This window comes from Pseudomonas sp. PDM09, from assembly GCF_014852305.1.
Taxonomy (GTDB): Bacteria; Pseudomonadota; Gammaproteobacteria; order Pseudomonadales; family Pseudomonadaceae; genus Aquipseudomonas.
In genome coordinates this window covers 158,067-174,400 of the sequence record NZ_JACVBI010000003.1, presented here as the reverse complement: position 1 = coordinate 174,400, position 16,334 = coordinate 158,067, and the positions used below count along the sequence as shown (strand labels likewise).

The window sequence follows — 16,334 nt, the reverse complement described above, 5'->3', positions numbered from 1 at the left end:
TTCGGCTGGGAGTATAGAAGCCAAACCCGATTCGCCAAATTACAGTGCATGCAACTGTTCGATGGCGCCTGGGCCGATGAACTCGTTGTAACCCGATAGGATCACGTAGACCGCGAAATAACAGAAGATCGCTGCCGAAGCCATGTAGGAATAACGCAGTAGTTTGTCCCCGAGCAATTTGCCGCCGTGGCTCGCAGCGAAGCACAGACCAACACACCAGAGCACACCGGCGCACAAGAAACCGCCAAGAAACAGCGCCGAGCTGACCGCGCCACCGCCGCCGGAACGGGCGATCAGTGTTCCGCCTACCGCGGCGAACCAGAGAATGGCGCTGGGGGAGGACATGGCGAGGAAAATCCCGCGAAAGAACGCCTTGCGGTGGGAGTTGTGACCGACTTCAGCGGTCTGCGCCAACAGCGCTTCATGGTGAATCGCCGAATAAATCATCTTCGCCGCGAAATACAGCAGCAGCGCCGACCCGCCAATCCACAACACCCAACGCACGGTTTCGTATTGCAGCAATACGGTCATCCCGGCCAATGCCAGCACGGCGTAAATCAGGTCGCCGACACACGTCCCCAGACCCAGGGCAAAGCCTTGGAAATAGCCGCGCTGCATCGCCAACGTGATCATTGCGATATTGGCCACACCGATGTCCAGGCACAGCGAAAGGCTCAGCAAAAAGCCGCTGGTAAATTCCATCAACCGATTTCCTTCGCAAAAATTGTTTACATAGACGCTGGACAGTCTGCCACAGCTGCCCTTACATTCCGCACAGGCCACCGCAGTGGCCAGCGTCGCTCGGACGGTTCCGGGCGCTTACGTTATCCGAGGCAACAATGGCCGAACAAGGTTCGCCGCGCCGCTTTGCGCGCATAGATCGACTCCCCCCTTACGTCTTCAACATCACTGCCGAGCTGAAGATGGCCGCCCGTCGTCGTGGCGAAGACATCATCGACTTGAGCATGGGCAACCCCGACGGCGCCACGCCGCCGCACATTGTCGAAAAACTCGTCACTGTTGCCCAGCGTGAAGACACCCACGGCTACTCCACGTCCAAAGGGATTCCGCGCCTGCGCCGGGCGATTTCCAACTGGTACAAGGATCGCTACGAAGTCGACATCGACCCGGAAACCGAAGCCATTGTCACCATTGGTTCCAAGGAGGGTCTGGCGCATTTGATGCTGGCCACCCTCGATCAGGGCGACACCGTGCTGGTGCCGAACCCCAGCTATCCGATTCACATCTACGGTGCCGTGATTGCCGGTGCCCAGGTGCGGTCGGTGCCGCTGATTCCTGGCGTGGATTTCTTCGCCGAGCTGGAACGGGCGATTCGCGGCTCGATCCCGAAACCGAAAATGATGATCCTCGGCTTCCCGTCCAACCCCACCGCCCAGTGCGTGGAGCTGGATTTCTTCGAGCGGGTGATCGCCCTCGCCAAACAGTACGACGTTTTGGTGGTGCACGACCTGGCCTACGCCGACATCGTCTACGACGGCTGGAAAGCCCCGTCGATCATGCAGGTGCCCGGCGCCAAGGACATCGCGGTGGAGTTTTTCACCCTGTCCAAGAGCTACAACATGGCTGGTTGGCGCATCGGTTTCATGGTCGGCAACCCGGAACTGGTCAACGCCCTGGCGCGGATCAAGAGCTACCACGATTACGGCACGTTCACCCCGCTGCAGGTCGCGGCCATCGCGGCGCTGGAAGGCGATCAGCAATGTGTCAAAGACATCGCCGATCAGTATCGGCAGCGTCGCAACGTGCTGGTCAAAGGCTTGCATGAACTGGGCTGGATGGTCGAAAACCCGAAAGCGTCGATGTACGTCTGGGCCAAGATTCCCGAGGCATACGCACACATGGGTTCGCTGGAGTTCGCCAAGAAGCTGCTGGCCGAGGCCAAGGTCTGTGTCTCGCCGGGTGTGGGATTTGGCGAGTATGGGGATGATCATGTGCGCTTCGCGCTGATCGAAAACCAGGACCGGATTCGTCAGGCCGTGCGCGGGATTCGCGGGATGTTTCGGGCGGATGGGTTGGTTCAGAAAACCAACGCCTGATTTATCAAACAGACACAAAAAAACCGCAGCGATGCGGTTTTTTTGTGCTTGATCATTCCCACGCTCTGCGTGGGAATGCATCAGTGCAGTGTGCTTAGACGAACAACGACAACAGCAGGATGAAGCCCAGGCCCACCACGGACAGGATGGTTTCCATCGCGGTCCAGGTCTTGAAGGTTTCCGCCACGGTCATGTTGAAGTACTGCTTCACCAGCCAGAAACCGGCGTCGTTGACGTGGGACAGGATCAACGAACCGGCACCGGTGGCCAGTACCAGCAGCTCACGGTTCACGCCCGGAATCATCCCCACCACCGGCACCACGATGCCTGCGCCGGTAATGGTTGCCACGGTCGCTGAACCGGTCGCGATGCGAATCACCGCCGCCACCAGCCAGGCCAGCAGGATCGGCGAGATCTGTGCGTTCACCGCCATGTGGCCGATCACATCACCCACACCGCTGGTCACCAGCATCTGCTTGAAGCCACCACCGGCACCGATGATCAGAATGATCGCGGCGGTCGGCGCAAGGCTGGCATCCAGCCATTTCATCATTTGACTGGAACCGATGCCCTGCTTGTAGCCGAAGGTATACAGCGACAGCAGCAATGCCAGCAGCAACGCCGAAATCGGGTGACCAATCAGATCCATGAAAGCGCGGAAGATGTTGCCATCGGGCAGCACCACGTCGGCAAATGTCTTGAGCAACATCAGGAACACCGGCAGCAGCACGGTCACCAGAGTGATGCCGAAGCTCGGCAGTTCAGCCGAATCCGTTTCGCGCGCCAGTTGATCCACCAGCTCCTGGTTCGGATGACCGGGAATGTGCTTGGCAATGAACGTACCGAAGATCGGGCCAGCGATGATGGCCGTTGGCAGCGCAACGATCAGGCCGTACAGAATGGTTTTACCGATGTCGGCACCGAACACACCGATGGCCAGCAGCGGACCCGGGTGCGGCGGCACCAGGCCGTGTACCGCGGACAGACCAGCCAGCAGCGGGATACCGATCTTGATGATCGACACGCCAGTGCGACGAGCCACGATGAACACCAGCGGAATCAGCAGCACGAAGCCGATTTCGAAGAACAGCGGAATGCCGACCAGGAACGCGGCGAACATCATGGCCCACTGCACCTTGTCCTTGCCGAAGGCGCGGATCAACGTCTGCGCAATCTGATCCGCACCGCCTGATTCGGCCATCATTTTGCCGAGCATCGTGCCCAGCGCCAGGATGATCCCGACGAAACCGAGTACCCCACCGAAGCCATCCTGGAACGCCTTGATGATGGTGCCGATCGGCATGCCGGACGTCAGCCCGAGGAAGGCGGCGGCGATGATCAGTGCGAGGAATGGGTGCAACTTGAACTTGGTGATCAGGACGATAAGCCCGATCACTGTGACCACTGCGTCTAGCAGCAGGAATGACTCGTGGGACATGCCAAACATGGGGGGTGTCTCCGTTGTTTGTTGTTGTTATGAAAGCAATTATTCAAATGCCGTCAGGACAGCGCTATCTCTTGGAGCAAAACTCAACTGGCGAGTTTCAAGCCATGATCGAGCCACCATGCATGAGCCTGCTTCGCCAATTCATCGACGCTGTGGCTGGACGCATCCAGAGCCAGGGTCAGGGGCTCACCAACGGGCGATTCAAGTGTGGCGAACTGGCTATCGATCAAGGTCGACGGCATGAAGTGGCCCGGCCGATGAGACACACGATCGGCGGCGACTTCGGGGGACAGCTCAAGAAAAACGAAGCCCAGGCCCGGCAAGGCACTGCGCAAGCGTTCGCGGTAACTGTGTTTGAGGGCCGAACAGGTCAGCACCGGGCGCTCGCCTTTGGCATCGACGCGGCGCAGTTCATCGCACAGGCTGTCGAGCCAGCCGGCACGGTCTTCATCGTTCAGGGGGATACCCGCGCTCATCTTTTCGATATTGGCGGCAGGGTGGAAAGTATCGCCTTCAATGGCGGTCGCGCCGCTAAGCTGGCACAGGGACTGGCTGACGCAGGTCTTGCCGCAACCGGCAACGCCCATGATGACCAGGGCGGTGATGGGATGATTCATGTAACACCTCAGCGCGCAGACAGCGCTACCTTTGCTACGTAAGACTCAAGTGCAAAAGCAGAAGTTGCCGACGCCTTCTTGTCATTTTTGTGGGTTGCAGCATGTTCGTTCTCGAGGCCAAAAAGCGAGGATCAGGCAAACCTCGTTCACGCATTTGCAGCTGCATCGAGACAGCGCTACCTTAGTGCCTTGAATTTTGTTTGGCAAGCCGTCCGATGAATACCCCTAAAAACGATAAAAATACTCGCACCACTGGCCGCCCTACCCTCAACGAAGTCGCGCGCCTGGCCGGTGTCAGCCCGATTACCGCCTCCCGCGCGCTGCGCGGCGTCAGCACGGTGGCCACCGAACTGGTGGAAAAAGTCCAGAAGGCCGCCCTCGACCTGAACTACGTGGTCAACCCTGCCGCCCGCGCTCTGGCCTCGGCCCAGAGCCATTCCGTGGTGGTTTTGGTGCCGTCATTGTCCAACCTGCTGTTCATCGACACGCTGGAAGCCATTCATCAGGTTTTGCGACCAAAGGGCTTCGAAGTGCTGATCGGCAACTTCCATTACTCGCGTGATGAAGAAGAAAACCTGCTGCGCAATTACATGGCTTATCAGCCTCGCGGCCTGTTGCTGACCGGTTTCGACCGCACCGAAAGTTCGCGGCGGATGATCGAGGCCAGCAACATTCCCTGCGTCTACATGATGGAACTGGACAGCGCGGCCGGGCTCAATTGCGTCGGCTTTTCGCAAGTCGCTGCCGGCGAAACCGCTGCCGGGCATTTACTGTCACGCGGTCGCAAACGCCTGGCCTACATCGGCGCGCAACTCGATCAACGAACGCTACTGCGTGGCGAAGGTTTCCGCCGCGCGCTGCAAAAGGCCGGTTTGTATGATCCAGCCCTGGAAGTGCTGACACCGCGAGCCTCGTCGGTGGGTCTGGGCGGCGAATTGTTCCTGCAACTGCTCGCTGCCCATCCAGACGTCGATGCGATCTTCTTCGGTAACGACGACCTGGCCCAGGGCGCGTTGCTCGAAGCGTTGCGCTGCGGGATCAAGATCCCCGAACAAGTGGCGATTCTCGGATTCAACGACTTGCCCATGTCCGAACACATGGTCCCGCGCCTGAGCAGCATCAGCACCCCACGAGAAGCCATTGGCCGTCGCTCCGCAGAGCTGATGCTGACCTTGCTGGCCGGCAATTCAGTGACCAGACCGGTGCAGGATATGGGGTTTGAATTGAAGGTGCGCGAGAGCACCTGAAGCGCGACCATTCCCACGCTCCGCGTGCTAGATTCCCGAGACCTGGAACAGCAAACGGAGAAGCTCAATGGGACATACGCTGAAGATTTTGGGTCGGGCCTCGTCAATCAACGTCAGAAAAGTCCTGTGGACCTGCGACGAACTGGGCGTTTCATACGAACGCGAAGACTGGGGCAGCGGTTTCGCATCGACCCAGAGCCCGGAGTTTCTCCAGCTCAACCCCAATGCACAAGTGCCGGTCCTCATCGACGAAGCCGGCGTGCTGTGGGAATCCAATACCATTTGCCGGTACCTGGCCGGCAAACACCAAAACACTGACCTGTTGCCCATCGAACCAGCGGCCCGCGCTCGCGTGGAGCAGTGGATGGACTGGCAAGCCACCGAACTCAACCCGTCTTGGGGCTACGCTTTTTTTGCGCTGGTCAGGCAATTGCCGAACTTCCAGGACTCGCAGCGGATTGCCGATGGCGTTCGCGGCTGGAACGCGAAAATGGGCATCCTCGAACAGCAACTCGCGGCGACCGGAGCATATGTCGCCGGACCGCAATTCACACTGGCCGATATCCTCATCGGATTGTCGGTCAACCGCTGGCGGATGACCCCGATGGAACGCCCGGACTATCCCGCCGTCGACGCCTATTGCCAACGACTGGCGTTGCGGCCGGGGTTTATGGAACACGCCTGCAATGGCGTGCCATAACGCCAAATCCGCCCCCTCTGCCCTTCCATAAAAAGAGAACCCCATGAACGGACTCAACGTACTGCTGACCGGCGCCTGCGGCAGAATCGGCAGAACCTTTTTCGAAGCTTCGCAGGACCGCTACACCTTCGTGCTGACGGATCGCATCGAGCCCGACTTCAATGTCGATGCACCGCATCGCTTTGTACGCCAGGACCTGTCCGACCTCACCGCCATAAGCGAAGAGCTGAAGGGAATCGACGTCATCGTGCATCTGGCTGGCATCCCTCACGCCACCGCCTCTTTCGATGAGTTACTGCCCAACAATATTCTGGCCACCACTTACCTGTTCGAAGCCGCCGTGGCGGCGGGTTGTAAACGGCTGGTGTTCGCCAGCAGCGCGCAGACCATCGAGGGTTATCCGGTGGACCGGCAGATCACACCGGGCATGCAGGTGATGCCGGCCAATCTGTATGGCGTCAGCAAGTGTTATGGCGAAGCCTTGTGTGCGTTCTACGCTGCCAAACACAACCTATCGAGCATCGCCATACGCATCGGCGCTTTCGAGTTTGCGGACCGTCACGAATTGACCAACGCTCGTGACCTGAGCGCCTGGCTGAGCCCTCGTGATGCGGTGCAGTTACTGCAACTCTCGGTAGAGGTCAAAGGTGTGCAACACCTGATCGCCCACGGTATTTCCAATAACCGTTTCAAACGCCTGGACCTCAGTGAAACTACCCGGGTGTTGGGTTATAGGCCGGTGGATGATGCATTTCAGGAGTTCGACATTCCCATCGGGTTTCCTTGACTGTGCTTTTTCAGAATCCGGACAACGTGGTTCTTGCGCTGGGGGAACGGGCTTGCTCCCAGCGGTGTTCCAACGAAAGCGGTGTATTAGACGACATCAATGTTGATTGTGCCGCCGTCTTCGCGAGCAAGCCCGCTCCCACATTTTGATTGTCGGTGTTCACCAATAGTGTGTTCACAACAAATTTACTGTGGGAGCGGGCTTGCTCGCGAAGGCGGCAGTTCAGGCACTAAAAAACACAAGACAAAAACTACAAACTTTCACTCACCTTCGTGGCCACCTCACCCGGCACCCAGGCCTTCCACACCTGCGGCTGATCGCGCAAAAACGCTTCGGCGACCTGACGCGGTGGCTGGCGTTTTTCGCTCATCTGCCCGAGGGTCTGGTTCAGCAGATTGATCGGCAAATCGACCTTTTCGAAGAACGCCACCAGGTCCGGGTACTGCGCCTTGAACGGTGCCGACACACCGATAGCCAGGCTGGCCGGCATCGAACGTGTGCCCTTGGGGTTCGGGTTGTTGGCATCGGCCAGGGTCTTCCAGGCTTGCGCATCGAACGGCGGCTCTTCGAGTTTCACCAGTTTGAATCGACCCAGCAGAGGCGTCGGCGACCAGTAGTAAAACAGTACCGGTTTGCCACGGCGGATCGATGAAGCGACCTCGGCATCCAGCGCAGCGCCGGAACCGGTGCGGAAGTTGACGTAGCTGGCAGTCAGGTCATAGGCCTTGAGTTTCTGGCTGTTGACGATCTCTGACGTCCAACCGGTCGGGCTGTTGAGAAAACGTCCGCGGCTTGGGTCTTCCGGGTCACGGAACACGTCCTTGTAGCGCGCCAGATCGGCGACGGATTTCAGCTGCGGCGCCAAAGGTTTAATGCCACGTTCCGGGTCACCCTTGATCACGTATTCCGGTACCCACCAACCTTCGGTGGCGCCTTTGACCGTATCACCCAAACCAAACACTTTGCCCTCCGATGCCGCCTTGACCCAGGCCGGACTGCGCCCGGCCCACTCTTCGCCAATCACTTGAATATCGTTCTTGGCCAACGCTGCTTCGAGGCTGACGGTACTGCCCGGCAAAGTGTCGGTCGGGTAGCCGTAGCCTTTCTCGACGATCAACCTCAGGATCTCGGTGATCAGGCTGCCACTTTCCCAGGTGATGTCACCAAAGTGGATGGGCGTGGTTTTTTCTGCGGCTGAAACGTGGCCAGCCACAAGGCTCAGGGCCAGCAGCGAACTGCCGAGCAGGGTTTTGATCGATCTCATGCGGACCTCTGGGTCAGGGGTAATCGGTTCAAGGGTTCGTTGGCACTGTGCTGGGCGCACAGTGCCTGGGAGCGGGTCATGTAGATGCTGACCGAGCGCTGGGAAATGCCCAGTTCGGCGGCGATTTGTGGGTAGGTCAGGCCGTCGACTCTCGACAGCAGGAACGTTGCCCTGACCTTGCCCGGCAAGCGGCCGAGGGTTTGTTCAAGGCGTGTCAGGGCCTGGAAAAACTGCGCCAGGTCTTCAGGCGATGGTCCACCGAGCGGGTCAATCAGCAGTAGCTGATCGAGGTGCTGGCGTTCCAGATCGCGACGACGCCACAGCTGATAAATCAACCGACGGGCAATGGTGGTGAGCAAGGCGCGAGGTTCGCGAATTGGCGTCAGACCTGGCGATTCGAGCAACTGCACGAAGGTCTCGGCGGCGATGTCTTCGACGCTGGGACTGGCCCCCAGGTAATGGCGTAGCCGTGCGCACAGCCAGGCATAGTGGGCGCGGAACAATCCGCCCACGTCGTTGCGATGAGAAAGGTCGGCGCCGGACATAGAGGCTCCATGGGTTAGGGTCGCTGAATGTCCGGTGATCCGGTGGCGCGATCCTAGCAAGGAGCCTTATTCATTAATAATACTTAAAACGAATTTTTATATTCCATAAGTGAATTTAAATAAGCGGCGCCTGATACATCGCTATCGCGGGTAAGCCACGCTCCCACAAGTCCACCCGAAATCAGTGGGAGCGTGGCTTGCCCGCGATTGACGGAACTGTCGGCACAAGCCTCAAGCCTCATCGCAACCGCCCGTACCCCAGCGCTTCGGCCTCCTGCTGATAATCGAGAATGACTTGATAGTCGCTTTCGGTAGCCGGCAGCACTTCTTGCAGGCCGAGGATTTCCGCGACATCGGGCAACTCATGCAATGACGTGTTCATCACCCGTCGAAGCTGTTCAGCCTGTTCATCGGTGGTGCCAGCGGCCGCGATGTAGGGCAGCGTCGGGCTGAACGCCGTGCGCGCCAACACGCGCAGGCCTTCGACCTCGGCCTGCGCATATTGCGCGAGATAAGCGAAAGTCACGCTGTCGATGGCGACCAGGTCTGCCAGCTCATCACGCAGCCAACGCAGACTTTCGCGGTGGCTGCCGCTGATGGCGACGGTGGCAAAAAATTCTCCGTCGCGCTGCAACGGTGCCAATCGGTGACGCAATAGGTTCATCCCGCTGTTGGAGTCTTCGCCGTTGATCACACCACGACTGCCTCGCAAGGCCGACAAGCTACATCGAGGATCATCGGCGCGAGTCAATAACAGGCTGCAATGGTTACCACCGTTGCTGTCCGGGAGTTCGTAACGAGGACGACCGATAACCCGGACGCGACCGCGTAAAGCCGTCATCAAGGGATAGCCGCAGGTCTGGGTCAGCAGCAGGTGCGGGGACAGCCAAAGGTCCATCAGCGACAGCCCTTCGGCATCGAGGCGAGTGCTGCCGAGCTGTTCGAGAATCCGCGCCAGCCAACGCTCGTTGGCCTGGCGGATCGGCTCGGGGGCGATGTACATCAGTAATTCAGCGAGGTGTTGTGTCATTGAAACCCTCTAGGCAACAAATAACCCTGTGGGAGCGGGCTTGCCCGCGATAGCGCCGGACCAGTCACCAGGTGTGTTGGATGTGAAATAGCAATCGCGGGCAAGCCCGCTCCTACAGGGTTCAATGGTGGCCATGCATCAACTAAACGGATGCCGCGGACTGTCAATTGCCTTGATCCCATGCTGTCGGATCAACTGAACATAACCCTGCACCAGAAATCCGCCACTGCGCGCCTGCCATTGCTCGCGGCGCGTGCGATAGGCCCGCGGCAGGTCGTACCAGGGCAGGCCCGGCAAGTCGTGGTGCACCAGGTGCAGGTTGAGGTTCAGGAACAGCCAGCGCCACGGCCATGCCGCTTCGTTGATGACGGTGCGGTGCTCGGGTTGCACGTGGGGACGGTGTTCATAGTAAGAGCGGATCATCGCAATCGACACCGCCGGCACGCTGATCAGCAACAGGTAATGCCAGACCGGCAGCACGCTATAGCGGGCGATGAACGTCAGCATCAGCAGCGTCAGCGCGCCGTGGGTCAACCACATCAACCAGGTCTGGCGCTCACCCGTTTTTAGCCGTTGCAGCTCTTCCCGGGCCAGCGCGAGCAAGGCCAGTGGCGCACCGAGGACAAAGCGCCCGAGCACGGTTTTGTTCAGCCAGAGCAGGCCTTGTTCGAATGGTGAACGGCGCTGCCATTGTTCTGCGCTCAGGTAACGGCTTTCCGGGTCGCGACCGGGGACGGTCAAGTCTTCGTCGCGGTGATGCAGCAAATGGCTGTCGCGGTACTAAGGTGTAGGGATACCAGACCGCGAACGGCGCATAACCGAGGACTTTGTTCAGCGTTTGCCAACGGGTGGGATGGCCGTGCAGCAATTCGTGCTGCACCGACAACCACAACACCATCAGTGGAATCAGCAACAACGTGCTCCACCAAAGCCCCAATTGGGCGCTGCCCAGGACAATGCTGAACCAGCCGACGTACACGCCGATCAACAGCAGCCAGGTCGGCCACTCGGTGCGAGCGGTCAAGCGTTGGCGCAGGGTTTCGATTTCTTCACGGTGGGCAGCATCAAAATAATGGGGCATGGCTTTGCTCAGATCGGGAACCAGTCCCCCTCTGTGCAATGGCGCAGGGATTTCTTGCAGATTATCTGGTTATTTCGATAGGCCTGAAAAACAAGGAGCCCGAGGACTCGGGCTCCGTTGACGCGGGATCAGTGGCCGAACACGCCCACCTTCTTGGCCTTCTTGTCCGCACGTTTTTCATCGGCGGTTTTCGCCGGTTTCTTCTTTGCCGCTTTCTTTGAATCCATGCCTTTGGCCATGATACATACTCCACTCATACGGGACGTGAGATCAGGTATACACCTATCGCGGCGCCAGCGTTCTTTTATAATCACCCGCTTTGCGCACTGAAAGTCCAGGCCCATGCCCAACACCCAGTACACCTTGCTCGACGAGCCGTTATGGCCGTTGATGAACAAGTTTTACCGCGCCCACCAATCGTCGATGAAAGCAGTCCGCGACGCTCGGCTGTGGGTCGCAAAACGCGATGAGATCATTGCGGCGTTATGTTTGCGGCCAGTGGCCGGCGGGCATTGGCTGACCGGGTTGTTCGTCGACCCGCGCTGTCGCGAGCAAGGGATCGCCGCGACGTTGATCGCCCACGCCATCAAGCACCTCGAAGAACCCGTCTGGTTGTTCTGCCATCCGGATCTGCGTGGTTTTTATGAACGTCGCGGTTTTACCTTCGACCCGCCCCTGCCCTACGCCATGGCTGAACGGTTGAGCCGTTATGCGCGGAGCAAACCGATGATTGCGATGGGGCTGGAACCGAAGCACTAGAGACTTGTAAAGATTAAATGTGGGAGCGGGCTTGCTCGCGAAAGCGGTGTGTCAGTCGACAGAGATGTCGGATGTGCCGGCCCCTTCGCGAGCAAGCCCGCTCCCACATTGATTTTGTGTTGGATTCGAAGGACGATCTCAGTCGTCCGCCGCTGGGTCCAGATCCGGGAACATCACCTCGGTAAAGCCGAATTTGCTGAAATCACTGATGCGCGACGGGTATAACCGGCCGATCAGGTGATCGCATTCATGCTGCACCACCCGCGCATGAAATCCCGAGGCAATGCGCACGATCGGCTCGCCCTTGGGATCGAAGCCTTCATAACGAATCTGCTGATAACGATCCACCGCACCCCGCAGGCCCGGCACCGACAGGCAGCCTTCGAAACCTTCTTCGAGGGTCGGGCTCAATGGCGTGATCAGCGGATTGATCAGAATCGTCTGCGGCACCGCTTCGGCGTCCGGGTAGCGTTCGCTGTGTTCGAAACCAAAGATCACCAGTTGCAGGTCGACACCGATCTGGGGCGCGGCCAGGCCGACTCCGCCGACACTTTCCATGGTCTGGAACATGTCGTCGATCAATTGCCACAACTCAGGGCTGTCGAACATTTCTGTCGGCACCGGTGGGGCAATGCGCAGCAGGCGTTCATCGCCCATTTTCAGAATTTCACGGATCATTTCAGGGCTTCGTCAGTGGTCGTCTTGATTGAGTGGTCCCGTCCCAGTCCCGAAACGTGGTGTTTGGGTTCGTCGGGCACGTTTTCGCCGTGTTTCTTGCTTTCGGATGACATGTGCTCGATCACCGCGTTCATTTCCGCGCCGAGCAACAGCACGGCAGCGGAAATATAGAAGTACAGCAGCAACACGATGATCGCGCCGATACTGCCATACATGGCGTTGTAATTGGCGAAGGTTTTGACATAGAGACCAAAGCCCAGCGAAGCGATGATCCAGACCACCACGGACAACACCGCACCCGGGGTGATAAAGCGAAACTCTTGTTTGACGTCAGGCATGACGTAGTAAATCAGCGCCACCGCCATCATCAACAGAACCACGATCACCGGCCAGCGAACGATGGTCCACAGGGTCACGATAAAATCTTCGAGGCCCACTTGCGAGGCAATCCAACCCATCACCTGCGGCCCGAGCACCATCAGGGCGGCAGCAATCAGCAACATGCCGGCGATGCCGATGGTGTAGAAAATCGACAGTGGAAAACGTTTCCAGACCGGACGGCCTTCAACCACGTCATACGCGGCGTTCATCGCACTCATCATCAGCCGCACACCGGCGGACGCGGTCCACAGGGCGATCACGATACCCACCGAGAGCAAGCCGCCCTTGGATTGCTGGAGCTGGTCGATCACCGGGTTCACCTGCTCCAGCGCCTGGGGTGGCAGAACCAGCTCTGATTGCAGGCGCAGCCAGGAAAAGAAGTCCGGCAAATGCAGAAAACCGATCAGGGCGATCAGAAACAGGATAAAAGGGAACAGCGAGAACAGCATTTGATAGGCCAGCGCCGAGGCATAGGTCGACATCTCGTCGTCGACGAATTCGGTGACCGTACGCATCATCACCCGATGCAGGGGCAAACCTTTCATGGTCGGAAAAAACATTAGCGTCTCCTTTCGCCGCAAAAAGGTTGAAGTCATGGCGACTCAGGGGCCGTTTTCTACAACAAAGTAGCCTACTTGGCGACTTTGAAACAATCACAGGGTATATCTCGCCTATCCAACACAAAAACGGCCATCTTCGGATGGCCGTTTCTGTTACTCGTCAAATGCCGGATTACGCCTTATCGATGCCTTTTTTGAGAGCATCCTTGGCTTTGCCGATCGCTTGCTGGGTTTCGCCTTTCCTCTCCTGCGCCACGCCTTCGGAGCGCAGTTTTTCGTTGCCGGTGGCCTTGCCGACGCCTTGCTTGACGTTGCCGGCCGCTTCGTTTGCCATGCCTTTAACTTTATCGCCAGTGCTGCCCATGGTATTTCTCCTGCGAACATTTCAATGGGGAAAGTAGTTACACAAGGATTGACCGGGGGCCTTTGCCCGGAGTTTCATTTATTTATTAACCGGACATTTCGCAGGTTGGGCTTTATGTTTGCAGCCTTTGCCCCGAGAATGCGCAACGTATTCAGGCCATGGCGCTGAAGATCCAATCCCGTAGGAACGTTATGAAACTCGATAAAAAGCAGGCCATTGCCCGCAGAAACCAGGAACTCGGCGGTGCTGTGCTTGGCGTCAACAATTGCCATTTCACCGAATTGAACCGCAACCGCAATATCTTCTGGTTCGATATTCCGGTCGCGCGCCTGGCCGTTGGTCAGTACGAATGGATTCACTTGCTGATGCACACCCCGGATACCGACGAACTGCTGCACCTTAAAGTGCCGACGGTGTTCCTGCGCGAGAAACTCGAAGGCCTGGTGGTGCGCAACCAAGGCAAGCGCAAGGCAGCCCTGAGCCTGGAACTGAGCGCCGACAAGGACTCCTACCTGCAGGACATGCGCCCGGCCGGTACCAACGTTGATTTCGCGCAGTTCCGCCAGTAACAGCAAAAGCTAAAAGCTTCGCGAGCAAGCCCGCTCCCACATTTAACCGAGTTCCTTCAGAAGGAATGCGATCAAATGTGGGAGCGGGCTTGCTCGCGAAGGCGGCCTGACAGGCGCTGAAAATGTCCCGGCCAGAACAAGAAGCCCCGCATCTGCGGGGCTTTTGTCTGACTAGGCGCTGACTTTCTTCACGCCAAGCTTCTTCAGCTCTTCGTCGCGCAGCTCGCGGCGCAGGATCTTGCCGACGTTGGTGGTCGGCAGCGCGTCGCGAAATTCCACGGCTTTCGGCACTTTGTAGCCGGTGACGTTGGCGCGCATGTGCTCCATCACCTGGTCCTTGGTCAGGGTCACACCCGGTTTGGCGACGATAAAGATCTTGATCGCCTCGCCCGACTTCTCGTCCGGCACACCAATGGCCGCGCATTGCAGCACGCCCGGCAAAGTCGCCAGCACGTCTTCAAGCTCATTGGGATACACGTTGAAACCAGACACCAGGATCATGTCTTTCTTGCGATCGACAATGCGCATGTAACCGTCAGGCTGGATCAGCGCGATGTCACCGGTCTTCAACCAGCCTTCGCTGTCGAGTATTTCATCGGTGGCATCCTGACGCTGCCAGTAGCCCTTCATGACTTGCGGACCTTTCACACACAGTTCACCGATGGCGCCCAACGGCTGTTCAACACCGGCATCGTCGATGACTTTGCACAGCGTCGATGGCACCGGAATACCGATGGTGCCGATCTGGATGTTCTGGCTCGGGTTCACCGTGGCCACCGGGCTGGTTTCGGTCATGCCGTAACCTTCGCAGATCGGGCAACCGGTAACCTCTTTCCAGCGTTCGGCCGCGGCCAGTTGCAACGCCATGCCGCCGGACAGGGTGATTTTCAGGCTGGAGAAATCCAGCTTGCGGAACGCTTCGTTGTTGCACAGCGCGACGAACAGCGTGTTCAGGCCGACGAAACCGCTGAACTTCCACTTCGACAGTTCCTTGACCATCGCCGTCAGGTCGCGCGGGTTGCTGATCAGGATGTTGTGGTTGCCGATCAGCATCATCGCCATGCAATGAAAGGTGAACGCATAGATGTGGTACAGCGGCAGCGGGGTGATCAGGATCTCGCAACCTTCATTGAGGTTGGAACCCATCAGCGCTTTGCACTGCAGCATGTTCGCCACCAGATTGCGATGGGTCAGCATCGCCCCCTTGGCCACGCCGGTAGTGCCACCGGTGTATTGCAGCACGGCAACGTCGCTGCTGGTCGGGTTGGCTTCCGCCACTGGCTGGCCATGGCCCTTGCGCAGCACGTCATTGAATTTGATGGCCTTGGGCAAGTGATACGCCGGGACCATCTTCTTCACATACTTGATGACGCTGTTGACCAGCAGACGCTTGAGCGGCGGCAGCAGGTCGGCCACTTCAGTGACGATCACATGCTTGACGCCGGTTTTCGGCACGACGGTCTGGGCCAGATGCGCCATGTTGGCCAGGCAGACCAGGGCTTTGGCACCGGAATCGTTGAATTGGTGTTCCATTTCCCGCGCGGTGTACAACGGGTTGGTATTAACCACGATCAGCCCGGCACGGATGGCACCGAAAACGGCGACCGGGTACTGGAGCACGTTGGGGAGTTGCACGGCGATTCGATCGCCTGGTTGCAAATCGGTATGCTGTTGCAGGTAAGCGGCAAAGGCACCGGACAATTCGTACAGCTCACCGTAGGTGATTGTCTTGCCCAGATTGCTGAATGCCGGTTTGTCAGCGAAGCGTTGGCAGGATTGCTTCAACACTGCCTGAATATTCGGATACTCGTCTGGATTGATCTCGGCAGCAATTCCAGCTGGGTACTTATCCTTCCAAAAGTCTTCGATCATGGAAGCCCACTCCTCAGCAACGCGAATTCAAATACCGCATTTGATGCGATTATTATTGGTGTTTGATTATTGGTGAGTCTGGCTTTTAACAAGGCCGAGAAGTCACAAAGCGCGCCGAGAGTAGCAGCTTTGCCAAGGGCCGACTAGAGCCAAAAACGGCCTCCATAGTCACATTTTTGACTCTTGACTAATCAATAGTCACTTTTAGAGCAAAAATTCTATAGCACCTTGAAAGCCTTTGAAATAGGGGCTTCAACCCCTTAAAAGCATCGCGGGCAAGCCCGCTCCCACAAGGTCCGCGTCGTACACATTCTTTGTGCACAAACTGAACGTGTGGGAGCGTGGCTTGCCCGCGATCCGCGCAAAGCGCGGCCAT

General features: G+C 58.1%; 16 protein-coding genes and 1 pseudogene. 6 read left to right on the top strand and 11 right to left on the bottom strand.

Features of this window, described 5'->3' with window-relative positions; translation table 11 throughout:
* Positions 1-39: 39 nt before the first annotated feature.
* Positions 40-702, bottom strand: a complete 663-nt coding sequence (locus IB250_RS09520) for a LysE family translocator (RefSeq protein ID WP_192343911.1) — start codon at positions 700-702, stop codon at positions 40-42.
* A gap of 137 nt (positions 703-839) precedes the next feature.
* Between IB250_RS09520 and alaC the strand changes: the two genes are divergently transcribed.
* Positions 840-2,057: an alanine transaminase gene (gene alaC / locus IB250_RS09515; protein ID WP_038982007.1), complete on the top strand. Its 1,218-nt coding sequence runs from the start codon at positions 840-842 to the stop codon at positions 2,055-2,057.
* A gap of 94 nt (positions 2,058-2,151) precedes the next feature.
* On the opposite strand, the gene IB250_RS09510 is transcribed toward alaC, so the two are convergent.
* Both IB250_RS09510 and IB250_RS09505 read right to left on the bottom strand, forming a co-directional pair.
* Positions 2,152-3,504: a GntP family permease gene (locus IB250_RS09510; protein ID WP_192343910.1), complete on the bottom strand. Its 1,353-nt coding sequence runs from the start codon at positions 3,502-3,504 to the stop codon at positions 2,152-2,154.
* An 83-nt stretch (positions 3,505-3,587) separates the two neighbouring features.
* On the bottom strand, positions 3,588-4,121 hold the full coding sequence (locus IB250_RS09505; RefSeq protein WP_192343909.1) for a gluconokinase: 534 nt from the start codon (positions 4,119-4,121) through the stop codon (positions 3,588-3,590).
* 215 nt (positions 4,122-4,336) lie between these two features.
* On the opposite strand from IB250_RS09505, the gene IB250_RS09500 reads away from it, so the two are divergent.
* The 3 genes from IB250_RS09500 to IB250_RS09490 all read left to right on the top strand — a co-directional run bounded on the left by IB250_RS09500 (position 4,337) and on the right by IB250_RS09490 (position 6,855).
* The gene (locus tag IB250_RS09500) at positions 4,337-5,368 is read left to right on the top strand and encodes a LacI family DNA-binding transcriptional regulator (RefSeq protein WP_192343908.1); all 1,032 of its coding nucleotides are present in this window, start codon (positions 4,337-4,339) and stop codon (positions 5,366-5,368) included.
* Between the two features lie 67 nt (positions 5,369-5,435).
* The gene (locus IB250_RS09495) at positions 5,436-6,068 is read left to right on the top strand and encodes a glutathione S-transferase family protein (RefSeq protein ID WP_192343907.1); all 633 of its coding nucleotides are present in this window, start codon (positions 5,436-5,438) and stop codon (positions 6,066-6,068) included.
* Between the two features lie 43 nt (positions 6,069-6,111).
* Positions 6,112-6,855, top strand: a complete 744-nt coding sequence (locus IB250_RS09490; RefSeq protein WP_192343906.1) for an NAD-dependent epimerase/dehydratase family protein — start codon at positions 6,112-6,114, stop codon at positions 6,853-6,855.
* Between the two features lie 250 nt (positions 6,856-7,105).
* Here IB250_RS09490 and IB250_RS09485 read toward each other — a convergent pair whose 3' ends face one another.
* From IB250_RS09485 to IB250_RS09470, 4 genes and pseudogenes are all read right to left on the bottom strand, one after another.
* A complete protein-coding gene (locus tag IB250_RS09485; RefSeq protein WP_192343905.1) occupies positions 7,106-8,119 on the bottom strand; it encodes an ABC transporter substrate-binding protein in 1,014 nt (337 codons plus the stop codon).
* Entirely contained in the window at positions 8,116-8,664 is a 549-nt protein-coding gene (locus IB250_RS09480; RefSeq protein ID WP_192343904.1) for a sigma-70 family RNA polymerase sigma factor, read from the bottom strand. Before IB250_RS09480 ends, IB250_RS09485 begins: the two co-directional genes overlap by 4 nt.
* Positions 8,665-8,902: 238 nt before the next feature.
* Complete coding sequence (locus tag IB250_RS09475) at positions 8,903-9,694, bottom strand: phosphate/phosphite/phosphonate ABC transporter substrate-binding protein (RefSeq protein WP_192343903.1); 792 nt, start codon at positions 9,692-9,694, stop codon at positions 8,903-8,905.
* 138 nt (positions 9,695-9,832) lie between these two features.
* Positions 9,833-10,775 (bottom strand): annotated as a pseudogene (locus tag IB250_RS09470) (fatty acid desaturase).
* A gap of 342 nt (positions 10,776-11,117) precedes the next feature.
* On the opposite strand from IB250_RS09470, the gene IB250_RS09465 reads away from it, so the two are divergent.
* Positions 11,118-11,534, top strand: a complete 417-nt coding sequence (locus IB250_RS09465; RefSeq protein WP_192343902.1) for a GNAT family N-acetyltransferase — start codon at positions 11,118-11,120, stop codon at positions 11,532-11,534.
* A 138-nt stretch (positions 11,535-11,672) separates the two neighbouring features.
* On the opposite strand, the gene def is transcribed toward IB250_RS09465, so the two are convergent.
* From def to IB250_RS09450, 3 genes are all read right to left on the bottom strand, one after another.
* Complete coding sequence (def, locus tag IB250_RS09460) at positions 11,673-12,212, bottom strand: peptide deformylase (protein WP_008069131.1); 540 nt, start codon at positions 12,210-12,212, stop codon at positions 11,673-11,675.
* A complete protein-coding gene (locus tag IB250_RS09455) occupies positions 12,209-13,153 on the bottom strand; it encodes a YihY/virulence factor BrkB family protein (protein WP_192343901.1) in 945 nt (314 codons plus the stop codon). Before IB250_RS09455 ends, def begins: the two co-directional genes overlap by 4 nt.
* A 172-nt stretch (positions 13,154-13,325) precedes the next feature.
* A complete protein-coding gene (locus tag IB250_RS09450; protein ID WP_192343900.1) occupies positions 13,326-13,517 on the bottom strand; it encodes a CsbD family protein in 192 nt (63 codons plus the stop codon).
* Positions 13,518-13,708: 191 nt separating this feature from the next.
* Between IB250_RS09450 and IB250_RS09445 the strand changes: the two genes are divergently transcribed.
* Positions 13,709-14,086 carry a hypothetical protein gene (locus tag IB250_RS09445; RefSeq protein ID WP_192343899.1) on the top strand — a complete coding sequence of 126 codons (378 nt, stop codon included), beginning with the start codon at positions 13,709-13,711 and terminating at the stop codon, positions 14,084-14,086.
* Positions 14,087-14,257: 171 nt separating this feature from the next.
* Here the strand turns inward: IB250_RS09445 and fadD1 are convergent, their stop codons facing one another.
* Positions 14,258-15,958 (bottom strand): long-chain-fatty-acid--CoA ligase FadD1, encoded by a 1,701-nt coding sequence (gene fadD1, locus IB250_RS09440; protein WP_192343898.1) that lies wholly within the window; start codon positions 15,956-15,958, stop codon positions 14,258-14,260.
* Positions 15,959-16,334: the final 376 nt, after the last annotated feature.